Source organism: Methanolapillus ohkumae (assembly GCF_032594355.1).
In the GTDB taxonomy this organism is placed as follows: domain Archaea; phylum Halobacteriota; class Methanosarcinia; order Methanosarcinales; family Methanosarcinaceae; genus Methanolapillus; species Methanolapillus ohkumae.
In genome coordinates this window covers 1,701,653-1,725,557 of sequence record NZ_CP131061.1, presented here as the reverse complement: position 1 = coordinate 1,725,557, position 23,905 = coordinate 1,701,653, and the positions used below count along the sequence as shown (strand labels likewise).

The window sequence follows — 23,905 nt, the reverse complement described above, 5'->3', positions numbered from 1 at the left end:
TGTTTTCTTTTTTAGTTCTTCTGCGCTTGAATTTTATTCATCAATTCCTCAAAGCCGATGTATTTGGTTCCGTCCCAAAATTCCGCGTTTTCTCCGGCCGGTTCAATGTACAGATCGGAAATGAAATATTCCGGTTCAGTCTCGCTATTGCGGATAAATAAAATGTATTTTCCGCCGATTTCCAGCTCTTGTGAACAATTGCCGTAAGTAAATCCATCAATGGTTCCACCCCACATTTGCTTTTTAAATTCCGCCGGCATTTTTCCTTTCAAAACGGTATCGGTTTTAAAAGTATGTTCTGTGTTAATCGGCATGTCATAAGGCATTGCATCTCGTGAGCCGGCCCAATTTTTCAAATTCCATATCCCTTTGGAATCCGTTAGTGTCGCGATGACAATAGTGTCGGAATCGGATATTTTTTCATCAACCGGAACTCCGACGTAACAAATGCACATTCCGCCAAGCGATATGTCCCCCTCTCCTGTTTTTTTGGTGTGGCCGATATAGACCGCAACGACTGAAATCATCACGGCAAGGACAATCACAATAATTATTCCGGCTATGATCTTTTGATTTTTGTTCATAATCTCCGCTCTTTTTTTCAATGAATCAAAAATAAAAAACAAGTAAAAATCCAATCAAGTAAAAATCCAATCAAATAAAATCTAAATCAAAGTGGAATCAAGTAAGATCAAAGTAAAATCGAAGTAGAATCAAGTAAGATCAAAAATAATAATACAAAAAAATTGATCGGAAACATGCAAACGCAGTGTTTCAGATCTTTAAAATTGATTTGTTACAGTCAAACGTTAGAATTCAAATGTTTAGATTCATCACTTCTATCGGGCCGGCATAACAAATGATTGGTTCCGGAACGTCTGTATTTACAATTATTTCCTCGGCCGGATCGGCATAACAAATGATTGGTTCCGGCACGTCTGTATTTACAATTATTTCCTCGGCCGGATCGGCATAACAAATGATTGGTTCGGGCATCGGCGCCCGTATGTTTTCTATCTGATCGGTTTTTTCTGATCCGGCATAGACGGTGAGCGTTGAAATTAATAATACGCAGACGGTAACCACTGCAATCAGTATGTTTTTCTGAAAATTGTTCATTTTTTTCGATCCTGTTTTTTTATCCATAATTAAATTAATAAAGAGATTAGGCAGCCGGGGTGGCTGCAATATCTTTTTTCAATTGGTCGAGTGAAATCTCGCCGTAATAATCATTCGAGAAGTTGCCGTCGCTTGTTTGGATAAACGCATCCGGTTCCCCGATTTGAATGTAGTCCATCGGAATGATGTTTCCGTTTTCATCTTTCGGATATTGAATGAATAAAAGGACAATGTCGCCTTTGTCAAACGATGGGACTTTCATGGCCGCAAATGTATAACCATCGGCGGTTCCGCCTTTGACGCGCCCGAGGAATGTGTCGTTGACCGTTCCTTTCAAAATCTCGTTGGTTTTAAAGGTGTATTCCGTGGAGATGGTCGCTTTTTTGCCGGTTTCATTTTCATAGTTTGAAATATTTTCCGGTTTTTTGCCGTCGGCCGTATCCCAAACGCCCCTTTCATCCGTCACATTGGCAACGACAATTAAATCCGATTTTGCAATCAGTTGATTGTATTCCGGGAAATACCAGTTAATCATGATTGTTCCCAAATCGGTTTCATTGGCCGAATTATTTTTTTGTCCGGATGTCGCCGCATAGACGCCGGCGGCCGCAATAACAATAAAAAAGACCGCTAACAATATGATCCATATTTTCATGTGTGATTTCTCATCCATCTCTTTTCACCTGTTGCTCGAACTGATTTTTGTAAAACAAATTCAAAATCTAAACAAAAATCTAAACAAAAATCTAAACTCCAAAAGAATTCGTTTTTATAAAGCCTTTACTTAAACTGCAAATGAAATTGAAGTTTAAAATGAAAATGAGATTGATAAAATCATCCATGAGCGAATGAAAATAGTGGGTGGCAAATTTTATCGGATTTTTCATTTTTTTGCCAAACATTGAAAATTTGATTGGGAAATTAGATTTTTAATCCATTCATTTAAATTAAAATAAATTCGGAATCAAGATAATTTTATATTTAAAAACTCTCATCACTTTGTTTTATTCTATTTTTAAAATCCGTCTATCGATTCTGTTTTCTATTGTCTAAAACTCTCACCACTATGCAATGACATGTTTTTTGATTATTTTTCTATTTTCATATCTGATTCTCTTTTAAAAAAATCTCATCTTTCCCTTCAATCATTGAATATGTCCTTCATAAACAAGTACAATCGGCATTATTATCTTGTAATTGTCCTCTTGTAAGACCTTTCTTTAATTGACTTCATTCTTTCTCAAAATTTATAAAATATATTTTATATTGAAAAACTCTCACCACTTGGGAATTATTTTGCTTTCATTTGTGGCAACGCTTATTGTTTTCTTTTCTTCAAAACTCTCACCACTTGGATAATCATATTTATTCAATTAATTTCTATTTAATTCATTTAACTCATTTTATGATTCATTTATAAATATTTTTAAATCTTTGCTCTTTTGAGCGTTTATGAAACTCAGTACAAAGCAAAAACAGTTTATGGATGTCGTGTCGCTCATCCGAAAATCCCGTCAAAACGCTATAAAAATGGTCAACACCGAGCTTATTTACCTGTATTGGAATGTCGGCCAATATATCAGCGAACGTATTGAAAAATCAGAATGGGGTCAATCGGTTGTCAAAGAACTTGCGGATTATCTGTCCCGTGAAGATCAAGGATTGAGCGGATTTTCCGATAAGAATCTTTGGCGGATGAAACAATATAATAAAATTAAGTTTCAATAAATTATTTTTTAAATATTTAAAAATAATCGATGAATCAGCTTGAAAAAATAGTTTGATTTAATTTTTTATATCTTGCCAATCTTCCTTATCTCTTTTTTATTTCTTTCATCCGGTCAAGTTTTAATTTGATGAGAAAACTGACAATCCCAAAAAGAACAACCAAAGCAATTCCCGCCATCCAAATATGAACGGTTGTTTCCGGCAGGGAATAACCGGTCCCGATTGTACATTGTTCGTTTTTTGCAAAACAGGATGGGAGATACAATATTAAAAAGAAAAGAACGAACAATCCGGCAGCAATTCGATTTTTGAACATTTTGTCACGACCGATTGGTCAATTTGTGTTATTTTATCCTTGATTTAAAAATGTGATTTTGAATATTTATGAATATGTATAAAAGCCGAATTTGCAAAAAAAAATCCAAAAAAAAAGCCGGACAAACTTTCGTTTGTCCGGCAGATTTGAAATGCCGGAATTTTCATTTCCGGATTTCATATTTTTAATTTTTATTTGTGTTTGCTGCACGCTTATTTTGCGGGGATGATCAAAGATCTCTCGCCGGCCGGCTCGAATTCTCTGAGTGCACCGCGGCCGAATTCATATCTCGGTCTGGTGAAGTCAAACGGCAAAAGGTCGTCTGCGAAACAGACTTTCACGAGCGGGCTCACAGTGTATGCGTCTCCACGGGTGGAGTGAGCAGCCATTGTGATACCGGCGTAACCGCCCTGGTGACCCACGTTCATGGCGTAGTTCGGGTAGTTCGGTCCGCGAAGTTCTGCCGGACATCCTTCGTCGCCCTGGTAGGAACAAACGTTGGACGCACCGCACTGGTCTTGCAAGTCGTATCCGTAGAATCCGAGACGTCCCCAGGCTTCCTTGTGGAGGTACATGGAGAGGTACCATCCGGAGAGACCGGCGTTACCGTTTCCGGTTGCGATGGAGACACCGCATCCTGCTGCGGCCGCAAGGGAGGTTGCTCTTTGGGAGCCTCCGAAGTGGTCTTCAAGGGCGGACGGGTATTTTTCGTATTCCTCGATACCGAAGAGCGTAGATTCCGTGGTGATGTCCTTGATGATATCGTTGGTGGCTTTGACTTTGTTGGCTGTTCCGGTCTTGGCAGCGTTGTTGTACTTTCTGTTGATGTAGTCCATGTTGTAGTACAAGTTGTTGTCCAAGATGTCGTCCGTGTATCCTGCGGTTGCATATTGTGTGAAACCGACACCACCGGACATGTAGGAGCCGAGCCAGATTTGGTCGTACATGACACAGCCTGCGCCGACGACTTCGAGGGCGACTTTTGCAGGGTCGTCCACGTTGACACGGCTGGACTGGACAATGTCACAAAGGTGACCGAAGGAAACTCCTCCGGGCTCGTTCGGGGCTCTGACACGTCTGGCCGGGAGAAGTTCTCCCATGTTGATAACTCCGGCGTGTTTGGCAGCGTAGGACAAGTCGGCGACAGCGGCTTCACCGGCGCACATGTTGTACGCGGAGATGAAAGACATACCGATTTGCATCGCGGACCAGCGGCTGGTTTGACCACCGTCAGTGGAGCGGATAACAATTGTCGGGATGTGGAGTGCTTGCCAGGAAGTGTTTCCAATCGCGGCTTTGAGTTGCGCGGCTTGTTCGGCCGGGAACATTTTGTTGATGTCGATTAAGAATTGCTTGTCGATTTCATCGGCAAGTTCATCGTTTCCGGTGAAGATCTTGACGTAACAGTCGTCAACAAGTCCCGGGTGGCACTCGACCATCATTTCCTGAACGACTGCTCCTCCGGGGAGGGAGTGGTTGAGGTTTTCAAGGTAGTTGTTGATGGTTTCCGGAGTGACTTCCTTTCCGAGTCTTTTCTCAAGGGTCTCGTGGGCCATGTCCAAACCGACGATGTTGGTTCTCTTAATATCGTCAACCATTTGCTGCATCGCAGCGTTGTTGACGTAGTGGAGGTCATCGGGGTCTACGACCATGTCGGTGCCTGAAATTCTGTACGGGGTAATGCATCTTTGACCGAGCGGGGCTCCGGTGTGCATCATGGGGTTGTAACCGGCAAGACCTCTTTTCTTTGCGATTTCTTTACCGGCTTTGATCATTTCACGTTTTCTCGGGCTCTGCTCAGGACCTAATCTCAAGAATTTTGCGGTTTTTGAGGTGATGTCCGTGCCGGCCTGTCTGTTGTCTCCATAGTCCTCACCGAATTTGATTTCCATGGATCTCTTAAATCTTGCAAAAATATCATTTTGTGCCATCTTTGTCTCTCCTTACTGGGTTTTCTTTGATCCCGGCTTGAATCCGTATTGAGTTCTCTGTAAGTAAACTCTGTGAACCCATTCGATTGCTTCCGCATCGGACCGGTACGGGACATTGTCCACGCGGTAGATGGTTGTTCTCTTGGCTAATTCTCCCTCAGACATCGGTTTTCCGAGGACGACTTTTCTGTCGAGCGGAATTGCGACTTGGTCTTTGTCCATGACAATGACATCGCCTTCTTTTCTGCTTCTGTCAAGCATGTCAAACATCACGCCGTCTTCTTGGAGACGAACGGAGTGTCCGTGAACGGTTGCGCCGCGGATGCTTGAGCGGGCCGGACAGGTCATTTCGGTTTCGAGTTGGTCTTTCGCGATAACTTCCATGTCTCTCTCACGGGCCTCAACGATTTGACGACCGGAAAGGGTTCCCGGGTCGACGCCTCTGAAGTTGATGGCGGCGTAGTAGGACCGGATGTACGGAACGGACGGCGCGTTGTACATGGAGTCAACGAACTGAACGTATCTGACACGGTCGCCGGCTTTTGCGCCGGGGGTCGGCTCGACGAGTTCTCTCACCGGGCAGGGCGGCTCTTCCATTTCCGCAAGTGGCGGGTGGGTGCTGGGGTAGTCTTGACCCGGAGCGCGGTGTCCGAGAATTGCGGTCAAGTCTTCGTCGGAAATTTCTCTTAATTTCTCTAAGTCATGACCCATGTGTTTTCTTCTGTTCTTTGCAACAGAGGTTGTACCTGGATAATATTGTGCTTTGTATGCCATATTATTAACTCCTTATTGGATTTGGCCTAATGCTTCTTTTGTTTTGACAATAATCTCGCTCAGTTTTTCTCTTGAACAGGCATCGCCTCTTGCGACTCCCGTAATGATATCCAAGATCATACCGTCGGAAATCATGTCTTTCTCTTTGGGTTTAACGTTGCGTGTTTTGATACCGACTTTCGCGAAGTCTTCAAAGTCCACAAGCGCTTGACAAATGATGATGGCAGGAATGTGTACGCCGCTGAAAATATCCCGGGCTTTTTTAACAAAATGGTTTCGGACATTTCCGAAATGGATGACCGCCATTTTGTGCATGTTGATTTGGTCCAGTTCTTTGGGGTCAATTCCAAAGGAACCCATTGTACCGGAATCCGGATAACCGGTTCCCGCGTAAAGAACCAAAACGCCGGTGTGAATATTTTCCCGCCGGATGGCATAGGTGATTTCACAAATCGGTTTGGTCACGTGTCTTCGGCCCGATCCCATCGCCACAACGACGACTTCCAGCTTTCCGGCTTGGGAAAGAGTTCCCGCGCGGGCAAGGCTGCCACCTTTTCCGTGGCTGGTGCCGCATCGGCAGTCGACAACTTGTGTGGTTCGGTCAAAGTTAAGCATTTGAATCACGTGTTTTTAATTTTTTTTGAAAAAGACGTCTTTGAGATATCTTTTGCAATCCTTTATCGATTTTGTTTAATCCCGGTCGCATCCGCAAGTGCTTTTACATTCTTCGTCGGGTTGCGTTTGAGTTTTGTTTTCTTCGGAGCCGTTCTCTTTTTTGATGTAGACGATTTGGTCCAGCTTTGCTTTCGGATCCGTCATACCAAGAAGCGTTTCATCGGCACAGGGCCCCATTTTGGCATAGTCCACAACGGTGGCGTGCTTTTTGAAGAATGTTCCAACATAGAACTCAAACGGGAAACCGAATGACTCTTGACAAGCCTGCCGGATTTCTTCCACATATTCTTCGCCCATCACTTCGACGCGCAAGCGTCCGAGACTGACACGCATGTTGATTTCTTGGCCTTCCACTTCAATTGACTTTTTGAGCGGGTGGCTGACTTTTTTGCCTTTTCCGGGTCCGTATCCGACCGCATCCGGCAGCCGTGATCCTTGAACCATTACTCTGACAATCCCTTCGCAATCGTAAATCTTTCCGAGAAGTTTTTCCGAGGTTTCAGGACTCAAAATTCGCTGCGGGACAATTTCAATTTGAACGGTGTCCCCAAGTTCCGGTTGTTCCGGGCAATTCATACCTGATTCTGTGGGATTTGTCATAAACATCAGACCTTGTCTTGGTTATTTTAGACGGCTCCTGCGACGGCTTTGATTGGCTCTCTGAACTCATCAATTGTTCCGAACACGTCACCGATGATGGCGGATGTGGATTCAATTGTGAACATCTGTGTTCCTGCGTCGAGTGAAACGGCTGCGGCAACACAAGGGATGGCAAATCCTCTGGAGTGTCTTGTAACGACGTGGTTACCGTTAAAGATACCCGGTCCACCGCCACCGTAAATGGAGTGGCTGAAGAAGGAGAATCCGACGGAAGCTCCCTGAACTTTTCCGTAGTCACAGCCCGGAAGGCCTGTTTCTTTTTCAAGGACGTCGTTGAAGTAAAGCATTGTTGCGGCAACGTCTTGTGCGGCACGGGAAGCACCACAGTTCACCATGGTTGCGGCAAGGGTTCCGACAGCTGCGCAAGCGTTCCACATGGCAACATCGTTTGCTTTGTAGAATTTGTATCCGGATGGACCTGTTTTGTCCACGGAAATGATTTTTTGTTCGATCGCACGTTCAACGATGGATTCGATAACGGTTCCGATAGTTCCGGTTTTACCGTTTTCTTTAACGATGTCGTAGACGAGGTTGTTGGCGTTTAAGCCTTGGTAGGCAAGACCGAGAAGTTGGTGTCTCTCGAATTCGCCGATGGCACCGCCCATTTCAAAGATACCGGCTTGCTCATAAATGGAGGAGAGCGCGGCTGCGTTCATCGCGTTTCTTTTGGTAATAGCGGCAACGTGGTTGGATGTGATGTTTCTGAGGGAGTATCCGAGACCTTCGTTGTTTTGCGGGATGTCGAGAATGCTCTTAATCGGGCTTCCGGCCATACCGACGGTTTGCGGGTAGCTTCCCCAAATGGCGGCTTTCACCATCATGGAGTCGTACATGTCGGTGTTGTACATGTCAAGAATAGCTTGTGTCACCGCTGCGGCGGAAACCGTCATGGAGGCGGTGGATTCTGCGCCGGCAGTTAATCTTGAGGTCGGGATTTGAATCAAAAGTTGTTTTCCGCCTGCAAGGGGTTTGACAACAGTGTCGTCACCTTCGTCCACTTGGACGAGTTTTTTGATCGCGTCGGTGAGCGCGCCTGAGTCTGCAACTAATTTGTACTCAAGTTTGCGTCCGAGAATTTGCTTTGCAGCACCGCCCATCTTTCCGGTTGAAAGTGATTTTTCAATTCCGGCAATGTTGACTGCAACTGAACGTTTAGTGTCCATGATAATTTTCTGGACTGCCTTGTTTTTTGTTGGAGCAAGGTCTCTGATATTCACGTTGCTCTCTAAGAGTTTTCCTCTATCGCTGTAGATATCTACTGTGTCAGACACGGATATATCCTCCTTAAATATTTAAAATGGAAATTGGCTATGATAAACAATATATAAATCAAATTCAAAAGCGAAGGCTTCTGAGAGATTGACTTTTATCATTCCAATTACCTAACAAATCGTAAGTTCTATACTTAAAGCTTTTGAGATTTGTTAACCAAAAATCATTTTAAAAAACAATCAGGGAATACGACACATTCTATTTTTAGCACAGGGTATTATTTCAAAACAAAAAAGTGTTAACAATCCCCCAAAGTCTTCGTTTTTCCAAAAAGATCTTTTTTGAAAGAAAATTTTTCAAAAATCGAATCAAAACATATTTAATTAATGTTCATGTATCCTTCAAAAATAATCTGTGAAAAAATTTAAAATTATGTCCAAAAATCATGTCCATTCTCGGATTTATTTTTCCGGATTTTTCAAAATCTCTTTTCTTCTTCTTTTTTACGCCTATCATTTAACACGAATTATCATTATTTTTCAAATCTGCCCCTATTGATTTATTGGGCTGCGTTTTTTTGTCTGAGTGCTTTAATTTTTGTTTTGTTCTCTCTTCTATAACGGCGTTAAAAATCTGTAAGCGAACTTTTTTAATAGATGGCTTTTCTTTTGGGTTTATGGATATTTTAGTGGATGTCGGTGGAAACCCCGGAACGGATTGCCGGGGATTTTGTCGGTATTGTTATTTTAAAAAAGTAAAAGATACCGAGCCACTCGGATGCAAATACTGTCTGCCGTTTAAAAAAGGATGTGATTATTGTACCCGAAGCGTTCGGGAATCCTATTCAGGGTTTAAGCCGCTTCGCCAAGTTTTGGACGAGACGGCTCAGAAACTGACGCGGATGAATTCGGAAGATATTCACGGATTTATGATTACGGGGGGTGGCGATGTCAGTTGTTATCCGGATTTTTACGCACTTTTGTCTTTTTTGTCCGAATTTGAACTTCCGGTGAAAATCGGTTATACGAGTGGAAAAGGATTCCTCGGAAAAGAAGCGCCGGTTTTGCTTCAATCGGGTGTTTCGGAAGTCAATTTTACGCTTTTTTCATCCGACCCGATGTTGCGGCGGGAATACATGGGCGACCCTGAGCCGGAAATGTCTCTTTTGGTTTTTGAGGAATTGTGTGCCGGCTGCGATGTTTACGCGGCGATTGTTTTGGTTCCGGGCGTCAATGACGGCGCTGTTCTTAAAAAAACACTTTCCTGGCTGGAAAAAACCGGTGCCAAGGGTGCGCTTTTAATGCGTTTTGCAAACAAATACGAGAATGGTCTCATTCTTCGAAATGAACCGGTCATCCCCGGGGTGGTTTCCCATTCGATTGAGGAATTTTCACAAATTGTCCGGGAGGCGGCCCAAAACCATCCAAATCTCCGAATTTCAGGAACGCCGCTTCTGGATTCCAAATTAGATTCTCCTTTCACGATTCGAAATGATCCGGCCTCCCTCTCAAAGTTGCCGAAAATCACCAAAGAGGCAACAATTATCACCGGAAACGCGGCCGCTCCGCTTCTCGCCGATATTTTTGAAAAACTCGGCGGGTTGGTCAATGTCGTTGCGGTGGACAAAGATATCGGCTGCCTGATTACAATGGAAGATTTTAAAAAATTAAGTCCGGCCGATATGAGAAAAATAAAAGAAACCGTTTTCATCCCGGGCCGCGCGTTTGTTCATGACCGTGAGCTGAAGGAGTGGATGGAATCCGATGGTGTTTCCCGGATTGTCCGGCGGGGTCCGGATACACTATCGGTGGATGGAGAAATGTCGCCCGGAATGACACGGGAAGACGTTCTTGATTTTGAAATTTTGGCATTTTCAGAACTGATCGGACAAATTAATTCTCTCGGTCTGCCATCTAAAAATTAATTTTGAACGAATCATCCAAAAGAATGCAGAAATAGAATAAATAGAATAAATAGAATAAATAGAATAAATGCAGAATGAATGCAGAATGAAATCCTTTTATTATTCAATTTATTGTATATTTTTTGTATTATTATTATAATACCTGTCTTATTTATATTGAGGACTCATATGTTTTTATATTATCAATCTATAATTGGGATAGAGTAGAGTATTCATGTCTGATTTTTCAGAACAACTCAATATCACTCTTTCCTTATTAATTCAAAAAATAATTCAAACTGAGGGCAAAAATATGCAAAAAATTCAAAAATTATTTTCCGCACTTGCGGTTTTCTTGGTTTTGTTTGCCATGTTGGGTGTTGCCGTTGCGGCCGACCCGATTGGCGGAAGCCAAGGAATCGTTCGTGTGAATTCCGACGTGAACGGCGCAACCGTTCAACTCATTGACATCAATGGAAACATTGCTTACAACGGCACCATTCAAAATGGAACCGTTGATATCTTGATTTATTTGACCGCCACACCGGTCGACAAAATCGTCGTCAGTGCGGACGGTTACAACCCGATTACCATTCCGATGACAACTTATCCGACAACAACCGAACCGCTCGTCGTGACGGCTAACTTTAAAACGGTCGGCGGCAGCATCGGAACTTACATCATCCAATGCAATGTCGAAGGCGCAGCCATTTCCTTAATTGACATCAATGGAAAAGTGGCTTACAATGGCACCATTAAAAACGGCGAAGTATCCTTCCCGGTTTACCTGACCGGAACCCCGATTGACAAAGTGAAAGCTGAAGCCAAAGGATATACAACCACCGTTGTCACAATCACGGAAAACTGCCGCCCGTTGGCAAACCAAACTTCCACCATTAAGATTGAAATGGGTAAGGCTTCTTTCCCGTGGATTCCGCTGATTTTGATTATTTTAATCATTCTCTTGGTGATTGCTCTTGCTTACCTTTACTACAAGGACAAGAAAGAGAAAATGAACGGTCCGAACTAAACAAACTAAACTAAATAATCAAGGATGAAACCCAAAAATGGTTTCATCTTTTTTTTGTTTTCTATTTTTCTGTTTTACAGTTTTAAGTATTGCTGCGTTTGTTAACTTTTTTAAGTATTGCTGCAACCGTTGATAGTTTTAAGAATTACTGCAACCGTTGATGGTTTTAAGAATTGCTGCAACCGGTGATGGTTTTAAGAATTGCTGCAACCGTTGATGGTTTTAAGAATTGCTGCAACCGTTGATGGTTTTAAGAATTGCTGCAATTGCTGATTGTTTTAAAAATTGCTGCGTCTGTTTCTAATTTTGTGGGTTGCTGTTGTATTTTTTGGTCCACATTCGATTCAAAATAACAATCCTCGATTCAGTCAGATGCGTCCCGCATCTGATTGAATCGGACGTTTTATCCGATTGGAATTTTGAGAGTATCCGGATTGATTTGAAAAAACAGGTTGGAATTTTGAGAGTATCCGGATTGATTTGAAAAAACAGGTTGGAATTTTGAGAGTATCTGGATTGATTTGAAAAAACAGGTTGAATAATTAAGAAGCATGTTTGTAACCCAAAAGATTGGGATACATAATGATTTTTGTTTTTATAGGCTTTTTTGATATTGAAAAATAATAATCTCCTAAAAATATATAAATAACATATATTGTATTTAATAAATATATTTTAATAAAAATATTCAAATTTTTCATGCTTTTTACGAATCTTGAAAAAAAATATTTTATTAAAATAATATTAAAATTCAAATATTAATATAATATTCAATATAATATTCAATATAATATTTTGTATAATTTATGATTTAATTTTATTAATTGAAAACAATCACAGGTTGGAAAAATTGTGAAAAATCGCAATCTTAGAACTCTTGGAAAACTTTCTTTTGTTTTTGTTTTGCTCTTCTTGCTTGTACTTCCCGGCGCCGGTGCGCTGGGGGGCGACCAAGGAACAATCATGGTGAATTGTAACGTAAACGGCGCCATTGTTCAGCTTTTGGACAGCAACGGAAGTGTTGAATACACCGGAACCATCCAAAATGGTTACGCGGCCATTCCGGTTTTCACAACCGGGTCCCCCATGTCCGAAGCTGTCATTTCGGCCGACGGCTATAACACGGCGGTTGTTCCGGTAATCGCTCCGGCCGCCGGCCAAACCACCACCATTTCCGTCAGTTTATCTCCAACGGACGACGATGATGATGACGAATACACCGGGGAAAACATTGCTTTTATTGAAGTGGATTGTAATGTCGAAGGCGCCTTTGTTCAATTGGTAAACATCAATGGCGTCGTGGTTTACACCGGAACCATCCACAACGGATATGTCCTGTTCCCGATTTACATCCCGGCCACTCCTGTTTATGAAGTTTTGGTTTCCGCCAGCGGCTATTACAACCAAACCGTCCCGATTGTCCAATATCCGATGGACACCGGCCAAGTCGTCACGGTGATTGCCACGTTGACGCCGATTTCAAGCCCGCCGCCGGGAAACATCAGCACGTATATCGTCAATTGTAATGTTGACGGCGCCAAAGTGTCCTTGGTCAATTCAAACGGCCAAGTCGCTTATACCGGATTCATCAGTGCGGGCTCTGTTTCCATTAACGTTTACAGCGACAATACCACAATCAGTAAAATAATCGTTGAAGCACCCGGTTACAATGCCGAAACCGTTCCGATTACAAGCAGCAACCGTCCGGCCCCAAACGGCTCCTCCACATTTAATGTCGAGTTGACAAGCATTGATGATGCATCTTCCTCCTCCTCATCCACCTGGATTTGGATTCTCATCGGAGTCGTTGTCATCATCATTGCCGGTGCCGGAATCTATTATTTCTACACGACGTCCAAATCAAAATAAGCGAAACATTATTTCAAGTCGTGTTTTTTAAAACAGATTCGGATAAAACCAAAGACGGTTTTATCCCTTTTTTTCTCTTTTCTCTTGTTCCCATTTTTTCGTTTTCTGAGCGCCGCCGCCGTCGCGTGGGGTGCGCCAATTTTTTATTTTATTTCAATAAATTGCGAATATGTTTTTAAATTAATTTTTTAAATTTCCCGAATTTTCAAACTTTCCGGAAGCATTTGCAAAAACGGAAGGCAACGCGCATCGTCAATGTTATTAAACGCAGTTCCGGTGAGGGTATTCATGTTGTATCGGTCCTTCTCTTCAAAATAATATTTCTCCGACGGCAGCTTCACAAAACTTTTTCCCAGCATTTCTTTTAAAAACCATTTTTCCAGTAAAACCGCGGCTTTGACATTATTTTTCACAAAAGGGTGGATTTGAATGACACGCAGGTGAATTAAAGACGCATGGTAAAATATTTCAGAAACCGAAAGCTCCTGTTTTAAAAGAAGAACCGTTTGCGAAAAAACGGCGTTCATTAACGCGCCTAAAAATTCCGGTCCCGGCGGTGTATAAACCCGCCGCCTGCGCCGGTCAAAAATCGCGACCGGAACCCGTCGGTATTCCACCACCGGTGTTTTTTTGTTCGGACCTTTTAAAATGCCGGACAAATCATAAACCAATTCATGAAAATTCTTTTCCGATAATGTTTTTTCAAAAATAATTCCGTACGCCAGCATCGCACGTTCAATTTCATCCACCGTCGGCTCATTCATTATGGTTGTATCCGTTTTCTCCGAAATGACATCTGTTTTTCCATCCAGATTCCATAAATAATAAGCCAGGGACATTAATATTTCCAAATCGGATTCCTCCAAGTCGGATCCGGTCTGAAAAAACTCTTCAAAATCATGAATAAGCGGACGCAATTTCCGGCCTGTGGCATCATTGTATTTCATAAAATATTTTTTGTCGGCGACATCCATTTACAATAACCTCTTTTCTCTTGGTTTTTTCCCATTTCTGTAAGTTTTACATAAAGTCCGACAATGATGTTTTTTTGATCCGGTGGTTTTCAAACGTATCTTCAATGTCTTTTTCAAGAAGTTCAATCCGCTCCTTGGTATAGGTCGACACATGATACTTTTCCGCAACATGCTTCGATACTTCAATGTATTTTCGAACAGCACCTTCATGAACGGTCAAAACCACATTTCCGCCGTTGCATTTCGGGCAAGACCCGGTCAAAGGTGGACGCCTGAATTTGGCTTCACATTTGATGCATCGAAATGTCTGTTTGGAAAATGCCCGCAAGTTTCCGGTAATGTCGGGCAAGAAGTGAGATTTTAAAACACGCTCGGCCACATCAGACGCGTCCACCGCTCGGATAATTTCCGCTAAATTCAATTGCGCCTCCATTTTATCGGTCATACTTTCCAATGTTTTGTATGCGGAATACGCGGGACCTCTCGCGATATTCGTAGTCGCATGCGTGTACATGAAATTTTCATATTGTTCCGGCGTTTTTAACCGGCTGCTGATTAAATCCATGGCTTTTGAAATTTCTCCCGGATTTTTGTAATTCTCAGCCGCCGCGTAAAATTCCCGCGGATAGCGGGCACATACATCAATATTGTGCGCTTCCTTATCAATTTCATTCGGATCAATCCGTGTTGTCAAAACAAGCGGCGCATCCATCTGCCCGCCGCGTTTGTCCGGTAAATAGGACCGGGAGAAATTCAACATTCCGTCCAAAAGCAACATCACACAATCCTCATCCCCATCGCAATTCCGGCGTTTGGACGCATGGAAATACGGATGTGCAAAACCCACGGACGCGCTGGTAAACCCAATAAGCCGTCCAAGAACGCCGGCTGATGTGTGCGGTGCAAGACCGATGACCAGCGTGCCGATTAAATCTTCTCGTCTTTCGCATTTGTAATACGGCTCCACGCCATAATACCGGACCAACAAATCATCGATGTAACGTGTGGTTTTCAGCAAATATTCGGCGCAATCCACCGATATGACCAAATCTTGAACAAACAGGCAAACCACTTGACTGCCGGATTCCAAATTTCTTCCGTAAATATCATTTTTGTATCCGGCATTTTGGAGGTCTTTCACCGTAATTCCAAGCTCATCCGCCCGAATATGGGTGAGCGGGATATCGGACATGTCGTACCGGACCGTTCCGTCCTTGAACATGTAAACATCATGAAGCGACCGTAAAATTCCTTTTTCCAACGGTTCCGGCGTTTTTGCCCGGCTCATCAGTTCCTTGACACCCTTTATCATGTCGAAATTGTCCCGAACCCCCAGCCGCTCAATGGCTTCTTTGTAAATCGGCCGAAAATCAATCGTTCCAAGACGAACTCCTGTTGTTGGTTTCCCGCATTTCGGACATTTTTCTTCCGATGTTTCAAGGGTGCAGCGCGGACAATACAATTTTTCAATCGTATGCTCACCGCAACCGCAGCGCCATTTGTAGGTTTCCCGGCCGCAACGCGGGCAGGTTCGAGTTCCCATTTTCACTTTGAATTGACCGGTGGTACTGTTCATGTTTTCCCGATATTCGGAGGCGTTGACAATGTTTCGGGTTTTTCCGCCATGCTCTCCGATGGGAAAAAGCGCTTGTGCCGCCGGCGACATTTTGCGCATATCCGATTTTTCCGGCCGCCCCATTCGGGCACCGATTCGAGATGGGGCACGCGGTTTAACAATCATGCCGGAGAAAAGATTCACGGCTTCCAGGCAAGTGTCCGCATTGTTTTTTTCCAATAACTCCAAATCTTTTTTCAAGTCCCGCGGGAAAATCGAATTTCCTTCCCAAATTCCAAGGCAGCACAAAAACGGAACAGGGGACGAAATAATGATTCTTTTTTCAGGGACACCGTTCGAAGTTTTAATTTCTCGAATGCGGTGTTGAATCAAAAGAATTTCCAGAATCGGCTTGATTCCATTTTCCACGGCAGAATCGTAGGGAAGCGTCAAGCAGTCCGGCTCGCCGGATTCACCCGATTCTCCGGCTTCTTCCACCGTTTCCATTTTTCCATATTTCGCCACGAAATCCGAAAGCCGGTTGTATTCTTCCAAGGAGATGTCGTGCCACAAATACGTGTAATTCGGATGCAGCGGGATGCCATATCGGGTCAGTTCCACAGCATCTTGTGCCGGCAAATTTTTGAGCATCCTCAACAGTTCCGTCGCGTCGCCCTCAAACAATTTTTTCGGGTCGGGATATTTTGAAAAATTAAAATCGGTTGCAGAGGTTTCTTTTTCCGATTCCCGGCGGTATCCGTCTTCGTAATCGTAAATCCACCATTCCAAAACATAAGGAGACGGCATTAACGGATGATTGTTTTCTAAAAAATCCCCGAAATTAAACAAAATTTCTCCGAGATCAATGATATATTCGACATCCGGTTTGATTTTTTTGGCGATTTCGTCATCATCCGCACGCAGAACATCTCCGTTTTTTAAGCGAACGGTTGGTCCTTCCAAAGAATCCACGGCGGCCATTCCGGCGGCTTTTCCGGGACGCTCGACTTTTAATTGTGTCCCGTTGGTGATAAAATCACCCAACAGGCACATGGATGCGGGACTGATTCCCGCGGCGGCAAATGATGTGTTTCGAGCTCGGCCATATCGGAGCCGAAAACCGCCCGGGCGGGACGGATGAGAAAATAAGGGGCGCCCGGCAATCAAATCTTGAAGGTATTTGTCTTTGGGCTTTATTTTTTTGGTGACTTGTCCCGGTTTGATGATGGAGTCTTTCCCGGCATCGGATTTGGCATCTTTGTCGCCATCGCCTGATTTTGTTCCGGCGATAAGCTTGTCTAAAAATTCCCAGCCATCCATTTTAAGCGTATCAACATGTTTTTTGACTTTGGGCGCTTTTAAAATCATGCCTTCCGCAACGACTAAAGCCATTCCGCCACGGACACGATTTCCCGGAATTTCCGGCAAATTCCGGTAGCCTTCAACTTCCGCGTCTTCCGTCGCATCGCCGTCCACACACACCGGACAATTTTCCACAATCAACCGAATTTCATCATCGGTCGGAGAATATTGCAAAGATGCTGTTCTTTTGTAAATTCGGATTTCTTCAGCATAGCGCTCGACTAACTCTTTTCCGGGCTTAAACCGATCCAGCCCAATGCTTCGGCGCACATAATCGCCGACTAAAACAGAAAGTGCTTGCGCGGTTCCGCCGGCGCTTCGAATCGGTCCGGAATAATAAATCCGAAGATATTCTGTCCCATCCCGGTTTTTGTCAATTTTAACTTCGGCAATTCCTTCAATGGGCGCCGCAACGACGCCCTCGGTGAGCACCGCCATCGATACTCGAATTGCAGCGTCCACAGCATCTTGTTTGTCAAAAAATTTGCCGACTTTTCCTTCAGCGATTTCCTTTCCGATTTGAAGGGCGGATTCCTCTCGGTTTTTTCCGTCCGCTTCAATTTCCCGAAGGCGGGTGGAAACCCCTTTCACACCGATTAAATTTTCCACCCGGTCCGCCAAGTCTTTCGCAAGCGGAATTTCGACATGCGGTTTGGGGTCTTCGCCGTTGGCGCGGGCAGCGTTTGCGACATTTATTTCCAAAAGCAGTTTGGATTCCAAGCGGTTGAAATATTCCGCCATTTCATCGCTGACAGCTACCTTTTTCTCCATGTCCAAAACCCGGGAATATTCACTTTTCAATTCAAAAATAATTAATTCAAAAATAATTAATTCAAAAACAATTAAAAATTAAAAAAACAAAAGAGCGGAACCAAAAATAAGAAGAAAGTGTCTTCTTCTCATTTCTTTTTTCTCATTTTGGATGCCGTCAATAGTTGAATCGCGATGGTGGCAACAATCATCACCGATCCGGCAATAATGAGTCCGGTTCCGATTTGTGTCATCAGCGGGCTGATGTTGAGCATGTACAAAAGCACACCGCCGACCATAATCACCAGATTAATAATGTTTAAAATCCGAACCGATTCGCCCAGTTGCCTTTCTTGCTGCCGGGTCTTTAATTTTGCTTTCTTTTCCGCGTTCATTGGACATCTCCAATACATTTTTTAATTTCATCAATAGAAAGGCCGCCCGTTCTTAAAATTTTGGGGGGATTTTCTGTCATATCAATAATGGTTGACGGGATTTGAATTTTTGTCTCTCCGCCGTCAATTAAAAGATCAATTTTTCCGTCCAAATCTGCCAAAACATCTTGAGCGGATGTCGGATCGGTTTTGCCGGAAATATTTGCGCTTGGACAAGCCAAAGGCCCGGCTTTTTGAATGAGCGCCAAAGCAACCGGATGGTTCGGGACTCGAAGACCGATTGTTTTTTTGCTGCGGGTGACCGTGTCCGGAATTTTTGAATTTTTATTTAAAATAATGGTCAGTGGTCCCGGCCAAAAAGTTTTTGCAAGCAAAACCGCCGCATTTGGAATTTTTGCAGCGACGTTGTCCATCTCTTTGGCCGATCCGATGAGAACGCTGAGCGGTTTTTCGGATGGACGCTCTTTGATTTGATATATTTTTTCAACGGCCTCCGAATTAAAAACACTTGCGCCCAGACCGTAAACCGTGTCGGTCGGAAAAGCGACAACTTTTCCGGCTTTTAAAGCGGTTGTGGCTTTTTCAACGACATCTTCCAACGCGTCCGCATTGTCCGGATGATGCGGGTCTTTAAAAGTTGCAAAAAGAACCGGTGTTTTCGCCGCCGTCATCTTTTCCTCTCGCTTTTCATTGGAATTTGTAATTGGAATAATTAATATGAAATTTGTAATTGGAATTTGTAATTGGAATAATTATTTGAAATAATTGTAATGGTTTTTTGAAATTCATGTTTTGCCGCCGAATTACTGTCCGGTGTTGTATCTGAGGACCGCGACGATTCCGCCAAAAGCTGCCATCAACTGGTTTCCTTCGTCAAAATCGGTGGACACGAAATGCACTTTCGCGTTGGATTTGTCGGCCAATTCGGACAACTCATCCACCACGTCTTTTATTTCAATATTTTCCAAAACGGCGCCGCATTTGGAACAGGCACCGATATCCGGAACATGTTCTCCGGGCCGCCACATTCTTGTTTTATGATTTTGCTCTCCGCAGTTTTGACAAACGGCCGACATTTTTTCCGCCCGCAAATCCTCCGATAAAATTAAAGTCTCAACCGCATTGATTTCCAAATTGTCATGAACGCTCCGCTCGCCGTAAGATGCCCGTCCGGACTCGGCGATGAGTTCTTTAAAGAATCCTTTCATGATGTTTTTTTGTTCGATGAGCTCCAAATCGGTCAATTTTTCGCTGGCAGCGTTCACAAGTTCATGAAGACCGGATTCGTCCGTGTAGGCAACGTCAAAGAGTCCGATCACCTTTTTTAACAATTCGTGATGGAAAAATTCCCCATCATAAAATTCTTCTTTGGTCGGGGACGGTCCGCCGATTAAAATTCCTTTCAAATGCTTTGGCTCGACCGCCAAAAACACTTCGCTTGCGGCGTCTCCGATTCGTTTGTAAAATTCATGAATCGCAATCAAACGCAAGCTTTGGAAACGTTGTGCACTCTGTCCGCCTTTTCTCTGCTTTCCGGGGACGGTTGACGTCAACCGTCGGTATGAATCGATTTTCTTTCCGGTCAAAAGCCCGACGGTGGCTTCCCGGCGATCCATGACTAAGAGCCCAAACGTTCCTTTTTCTTTGAGCATTTCTTCCAGCGGTTCGAGGTAAAAATCGGAATTACAGTGGTATTTGTAAGTGACAATCGGCTCCGGTGGATGAATAACGTAACTTTCCATGTTGGTTTTGTTTGCGCCGACGTCGACGGCACCCGTGAAATAAACGATGCCGTTTTCCGGAACGTTATCCAAATAGCGCAGGCGGGACAGCAAAGAATCAATCGCGCCTTGGACATTTGTTTTTGTTAATTTGGATTTGATGTTTGACGCTTGGCTGTGCTCTTCCCGCAAGTCGGCAGTGACATCCGATATCTGTTTGTCCGCCGGAATATAAAGCGATACCAATTCCGTCCCGCGTCCGTGTTTGTCGCGGATAATTTCTAAAGTTTTTTTGAATTCATATTTGTCATGCGCTGACGTTTCTGCCATGAATAAGACTCCGAATAAGTAATTAAATTTTGAATTTGAATTTTATGTTTTGGGTTTTGAAAAATTATGAATGATTAATGATTAAAATGATTTTAAAAAATTATGTTGAAAAATAAAAGATTCGTTATAGAATTTTTGGATAAAATGAACTCATAAATTATAAACCAATCTGAAAAATGAGAAAAATAATTCGCAAATATAAATACAATTCTTCAAAAATCGGCGAAAAACAAGAAATTTAAGAATAAAATGAACCCTTTGAAAAATAATAATCAACGTCCCGACTGAGATTCGAACTCAGGTCGAAAGCTCCGGAGGCTCTCAGGATATCCGCTACCCTATCGGGACATGAATACATGAATTAAATAAATAAAAAAATCATTAGAAAATCATTTTAATTTTAAAGGTGTTTGGCGGATTTTAATTTTTAGATTTTTAATACAACTTTTAAATTTAATACATTTTTTTGCATTAAAAATCCGTTACAAAAATCCGCACATGAACGTCCCGACTGAGATTCGAACTCAGGTCGAAAGCTCCGCAGGCTTCCAGGATATCCACTACCCTATCAGGACACAGAGCAACAAATAGGCAATCTATGATATAAATCTTATTCTTAACTTGTTTTCATGTTTAAAAAAAGACGGTCTTTGCTGTCTCAGGTCATTTTTGACGCGAGATGGATTTTTAAGTTGTTTTTTTTATTTATTATTATTTTTGTTTTATTTTGTTTTTATTTATTATTATTTTTGTTTTTATTTTTTGATTTTAAGACGACAATTTTTCATCGCCGGGCGGACTTATTTTTGAGACGAGGTCTGATTTTTCAGAATCGGTAGGATCCGGGTACAAAATGACCAATTGCTCATAAAAGGAAATCAAAATAATTTTGCAGAAAATATAGAGCGGCATTGCAAAAATTAGACCGAATACACCAAACAGTTTCAGGCCGGCCAGGGCCAAAATGACAGATGTAAACGAGCTGACTTTAATGGTCGATGTGACAATGTTGGGCAAAATAAAGAAGTAGTCAAACAGTTGGATGACAATGATGATTCCAATGACGGCCAGCATGGTGGGCATTCCAAATGTATATGAATAAACAATAATGGGGAGCGCCGGGATAATAAATCCGATGTAAGGCGCGGTATTAAATATTCCCATCAGGATGCCGCTAATCAGCCAGTGCGGCAGTCCGGCAATGTAAAATCCGACACAGTAGAGGAAGGATACAACAAAAACTTCCAAAATTTTCATGGACACGTATGTGTCCAAGTCTTTCAAAATCCGTTTGATGGTTTGGGTGGCGGCGTCTTTGTATTGGTCCGGCGTGTAGAAGATGATTTTATCTCCGAATTTTCCTTTTCTTTTGAAATAGTAGCCGGTCATAATCGGAATGATCAAAAATGACGCGAAAAGAATGGAAATCAACATGGAGACGGATTCTTTTGTCATAGAAAGGATGCCGCTTCCGGAAACTAAAATGGACCGGATCAAATCCTGCCGAGTAATTGCAAAATCAAATGTGGGAATTGTCGGCGTTGTCTCATTTGCGGTGCGGTTGCTTGCATTGCCGCCTATTGTGTTATTACTCGCATTGCTGCCGGTTGTGTTATTACTTGCGGCGGGGCTGCTCACATTGCCGCTTCCGGTTGCGGTATTATTCCCATTATTGCTGACATTATTGCTCCCATTACCGCTGGCGGTTGAATTATTAATTTCATTCACTTTTATCGGCGGCGGTTTGGATGAATTGGAATTATTTTCAATTCCGGGAACCATTTCGCCCAATTCTCCGACGGAAATATTTGTCAAATTTTCGGCGATTTCGCCGGCCGTATCGTTATAATCCGCATCTAATTTGTCCAAACTTTCTGTAAAACTGTTAAAGTAATCTGAAAAATAAGAGGCTTGACTGACAACAACAGCGCCGACAGATAGCAGAGTGATGGTAAAAAGGCTGAATGCGATGATTTTTCTTTTGGACGGGGAATAGTTGACCGTGACCCGGTTGAATATTTTGGACAAACGCTCAATGAAAATGATGACCAAAACACCAATGACGAGAGAGATGAAAACCACTCTGAGGTAAAACAAAAACGAGACTGCAATGATTAAGAGCACAAAAATAAGGAACATGTATTGCCAAACTTTTTTGTTGACCGATAATTCCATTTGAATTCACCAAAACAGTTTCGTTAAAAAATTGTTCAACCATTAAATTTTAAAAATTAAAAATCATTTTGAAATGAATCACTTAATTCTATTTATCTATTTATATCCTAACTCATGTTTAATATATTAATTTATTTAATATAATTTTTTGTTGACCGAATTTATAGAGTTTTTTGCTTTTTTTGGAAATTGTAATAGATGCAAGTGTAAAAAGTTTAAATCTTTGGAGTCCGTTTTATGACACATGTCAATGATCATCGGACTTGCCGGAAAGCCAAATGCCGGAAAATCAACATTTTACAAAGCCGCAACTCTTGCGGAGGCGGAAATTGCGAATTATCCGTTTACGACAATTAAGGCCAATCATGGAGTCGCTTATGTTCAAGTGAAGTGTCCTTGTTTGGAAAAAGAATCCCGTTGTCACAAATGCGATAATGGCCTTCGTTTTGTCCCGATTGACATCATTGATGTCGCGGGTTTGGTTCCAGACGCGCACAAAGGAAAAGGCCTTGGGAATTCATTTTTGGATGACCTCCGGCAGGCACAGGCAATTATTCATGTCGTCGACGCGTCAGGCGGCACCGACGCGGAAGGAAATCCGGTGGACATCGGGTCTCGAAATCCGGCGGAAGATGTTGCTTTTTTAGATTATGAACTTGAAATGTGGCTTTTTGAAATTCTCAACCGGAATTGGTCAAAGCTTTCCCGGAAAATTAAGGCGGAGAATTTGAAATTGGAAGACGTGATTGCCGACCAGCTCAGCGGGGCCGGTGTGACGGTAGAGCATGCGCTTTTTGCGCTTCATGAAACGAAACTTGGCAACAAGGAAGCTCAAAATTGGACGGAAGACGATATGATTGCGGTATGTCAAGCGATCCGAAAAGAAAGCAAACCCATGATGATTGCGGCCAACAAATGCGATGTTGCGCCGGAAAAAACAAGAAATCAACTCAACGGTATTGAAAAGCCGGTTGTTTTTATCAGCGCGGCAGCGGAATTGGCTTTAAAATCCGCGTCAAAAGCCGGCATCATCAACTACATTCCGGGAGATTGCCGGTTTGAAATTAAAACGGCACTAAGTCCGGCTCAGGAAAAAGGCTTAAAAGCGGTTGAGCATTTGCTGGAAGTAAATGGCGGAACCGGCGTTCAAAATTGCATTCATCATGCGGTTTTTGAGCTTTTGGATATGATTGTGGTCTATCCGGTGGAAGACGAAGGCAAGTGGGCGAATAAGCTTGGGGAAATGCTTCCGGATGCGTATTTGGTCAAGCGGGGATCGACGTGTAAAGATTTGGCGTACAAAATCCATTCGGAAATCGGCGACAAATTTTTGTATGCGGTCGACGCCCGAACGAAAATGAGACTGGCGGAAAAGCATGAAATGAAAAATGGTGACGTGATTAAAATCGTGTCGACGGCGAAGTAA

The 23,905-nt window shown here is 42.9% G+C and carries 20 protein-coding genes and 2 tRNA genes; 5 read left to right on the top strand and 17 right to left on the bottom strand.

What is annotated here, in order from left to right; translation table 11 throughout:
- Positions 1 to 11 precede the first annotated feature (11 nt).
- The 3 genes from MsAm2_RS07595 to MsAm2_RS07585 form a co-directional block, all read right to left on the bottom strand.
- Positions 12 to 584 (bottom strand): hypothetical protein, encoded by a 573-nt coding sequence (locus MsAm2_RS07595; RefSeq protein WP_338097648.1) that lies wholly within the window; start codon positions 582 to 584, stop codon positions 12 to 14.
- Between the two features lie 232 nt (positions 585 to 816).
- Entirely contained in the window at positions 817 to 996 is a 180-nt protein-coding gene (locus tag MsAm2_RS07590) for a hypothetical protein (RefSeq protein WP_338097647.1), read from the bottom strand.
- Between the two features lie 169 nt (positions 997 to 1,165).
- Positions 1,166 to 1,792, bottom strand: a complete 627-nt coding sequence (locus MsAm2_RS07585) for a hypothetical protein (protein WP_338097646.1) — start codon at positions 1,790 to 1,792, stop codon at positions 1,166 to 1,168.
- Positions 1,793 to 2,571: 779 nt separating this feature from the next.
- Here MsAm2_RS07585 and MsAm2_RS07580 point away from each other — a divergent pair.
- Entirely contained in the window at positions 2,572 to 2,847 is a 276-nt protein-coding gene (locus MsAm2_RS07580; RefSeq protein WP_338097645.1) for a DUF1016 N-terminal domain-containing protein, read from the top strand.
- 85 nt (positions 2,848 to 2,932) lie between these two features.
- Here the strand turns inward: MsAm2_RS07580 and MsAm2_RS07575 are convergent, their stop codons facing one another.
- From MsAm2_RS07575 to mcrB, 6 genes are all read right to left on the bottom strand, one after another.
- The gene (locus tag MsAm2_RS07575; protein ID WP_338097644.1) at positions 2,933 to 3,163 is read right to left on the bottom strand and encodes a hypothetical protein; all 231 of its coding nucleotides are present in this window, start codon (positions 3,161 to 3,163) and stop codon (positions 2,933 to 2,935) included.
- Between the two features lie 212 nt (positions 3,164 to 3,375).
- Complete coding sequence (mcrA, locus tag MsAm2_RS07570) at positions 3,376 to 5,094, bottom strand: coenzyme-B sulfoethylthiotransferase subunit alpha (protein WP_338097643.1); 1,719 nt, start codon at positions 5,092 to 5,094, stop codon at positions 3,376 to 3,378.
- A gap of 12 nt (positions 5,095 to 5,106) precedes the next feature.
- A complete protein-coding gene (mcrG, locus tag MsAm2_RS07565) occupies positions 5,107 to 5,868 on the bottom strand; it encodes a coenzyme-B sulfoethylthiotransferase subunit gamma (protein WP_338097642.1) in 762 nt (253 codons plus the stop codon).
- A 12-nt stretch (positions 5,869 to 5,880) separates the two neighbouring features.
- The gene (gene mcrC, locus MsAm2_RS07560; RefSeq protein WP_338098526.1) at positions 5,881 to 6,483 is read right to left on the bottom strand and encodes a methyl-coenzyme M reductase I operon protein C; all 603 of its coding nucleotides are present in this window, start codon (positions 6,481 to 6,483) and stop codon (positions 5,881 to 5,883) included.
- Between the two features lie 75 nt (positions 6,484 to 6,558).
- Complete coding sequence (mcrD, locus tag MsAm2_RS07555; protein ID WP_338097641.1) at positions 6,559 to 7,143, bottom strand: methyl-coenzyme M reductase operon protein D; 585 nt, start codon at positions 7,141 to 7,143, stop codon at positions 6,559 to 6,561.
- A gap of 26 nt (positions 7,144 to 7,169) precedes the next feature.
- The gene (mcrB, locus tag MsAm2_RS07550) at positions 7,170 to 8,474 is read right to left on the bottom strand and encodes a coenzyme-B sulfoethylthiotransferase subunit beta (RefSeq protein WP_338097640.1); all 1,305 of its coding nucleotides are present in this window, start codon (positions 8,472 to 8,474) and stop codon (positions 7,170 to 7,172) included.
- A gap of 617 nt (positions 8,475 to 9,091) precedes the next feature.
- Between mcrB and mmp10 the strand changes: the two genes are divergently transcribed.
- From mmp10 to MsAm2_RS07535, 3 genes are all read left to right on the top strand, one after another.
- Positions 9,092 to 10,339 carry a methyl coenzyme M reductase-arginine methyltransferase Mmp10 gene (gene mmp10 / locus MsAm2_RS07545; RefSeq protein WP_338097639.1) on the top strand — a complete coding sequence of 416 codons (1,248 nt, stop codon included), beginning with the start codon at positions 9,092 to 9,094 and terminating at the stop codon, positions 10,337 to 10,339.
- Between the two features lie 292 nt (positions 10,340 to 10,631).
- Positions 10,632 to 11,348, top strand: coding sequence for a hypothetical protein (locus tag MsAm2_RS07540; protein ID WP_338097638.1), 717 nt, complete (start codon positions 10,632 to 10,634; stop codon positions 11,346 to 11,348).
- An 852-nt stretch (positions 11,349 to 12,200) separates the two neighbouring features.
- Positions 12,201 to 13,217 carry a hypothetical protein gene (locus tag MsAm2_RS07535; protein WP_338097637.1) on the top strand — a complete coding sequence of 339 codons (1,017 nt, stop codon included), beginning with the start codon at positions 12,201 to 12,203 and terminating at the stop codon, positions 13,215 to 13,217.
- Between the two features lie 188 nt (positions 13,218 to 13,405).
- Here MsAm2_RS07535 and MsAm2_RS07530 read toward each other — a convergent pair whose 3' ends face one another.
- From MsAm2_RS07530 to MsAm2_RS07495, 8 genes are all read right to left on the bottom strand, one after another.
- Positions 13,406 to 14,191 (bottom strand): Fic family protein, encoded by a 786-nt coding sequence (locus MsAm2_RS07530; RefSeq protein WP_338097636.1) that lies wholly within the window; start codon positions 14,189 to 14,191, stop codon positions 13,406 to 13,408.
- Between the two features lie 46 nt (positions 14,192 to 14,237).
- Positions 14,238 to 17,879, bottom strand: coding sequence for a DNA polymerase II large subunit (locus MsAm2_RS07525; RefSeq protein WP_338097635.1), 3,642 nt, complete (start codon positions 17,877 to 17,879; stop codon positions 14,238 to 14,240).
- A gap of 128 nt (positions 17,880 to 18,007) precedes the next feature.
- Entirely contained in the window at positions 18,008 to 18,253 is a 246-nt protein-coding gene (locus MsAm2_RS07520) for a hypothetical protein (RefSeq protein WP_338097634.1), read from the bottom strand.
- Complete coding sequence (locus MsAm2_RS07515; protein WP_338097633.1) at positions 18,250 to 18,924, bottom strand: L-threonylcarbamoyladenylate synthase; 675 nt, start codon at positions 18,922 to 18,924, stop codon at positions 18,250 to 18,252. Before MsAm2_RS07515 ends, MsAm2_RS07520 begins: the two co-directional genes overlap by 4 nt.
- A gap of 132 nt (positions 18,925 to 19,056) precedes the next feature.
- Complete coding sequence (prf1, locus tag MsAm2_RS07510) at positions 19,057 to 20,304, bottom strand: peptide chain release factor aRF-1 (protein ID WP_338097632.1); 1,248 nt, start codon at positions 20,302 to 20,304, stop codon at positions 19,057 to 19,059.
- Between the two features lie 276 nt (positions 20,305 to 20,580).
- Positions 20,581 to 20,652, bottom strand: a tRNA-Arg gene (locus tag MsAm2_RS07505).
- 155 nt (positions 20,653 to 20,807) lie between these two features.
- Positions 20,808 to 20,879 (bottom strand) — tRNA-Arg (locus tag MsAm2_RS07500).
- Between the two features lie 193 nt (positions 20,880 to 21,072).
- Positions 21,073 to 22,479, bottom strand: a complete 1,407-nt coding sequence (locus tag MsAm2_RS07495) for an AI-2E family transporter (protein ID WP_338097631.1) — start codon at positions 22,477 to 22,479, stop codon at positions 21,073 to 21,075.
- Positions 22,480 to 22,723: 244 nt separating this feature from the next.
- Here MsAm2_RS07495 and MsAm2_RS07490 point away from each other — a divergent pair, with 244 nt between their 5' ends.
- Positions 22,724 to 23,905, top strand: a complete 1,182-nt coding sequence (locus MsAm2_RS07490; RefSeq protein ID WP_338097630.1) for a redox-regulated ATPase YchF — start codon at positions 22,724 to 22,726, stop codon at positions 23,903 to 23,905.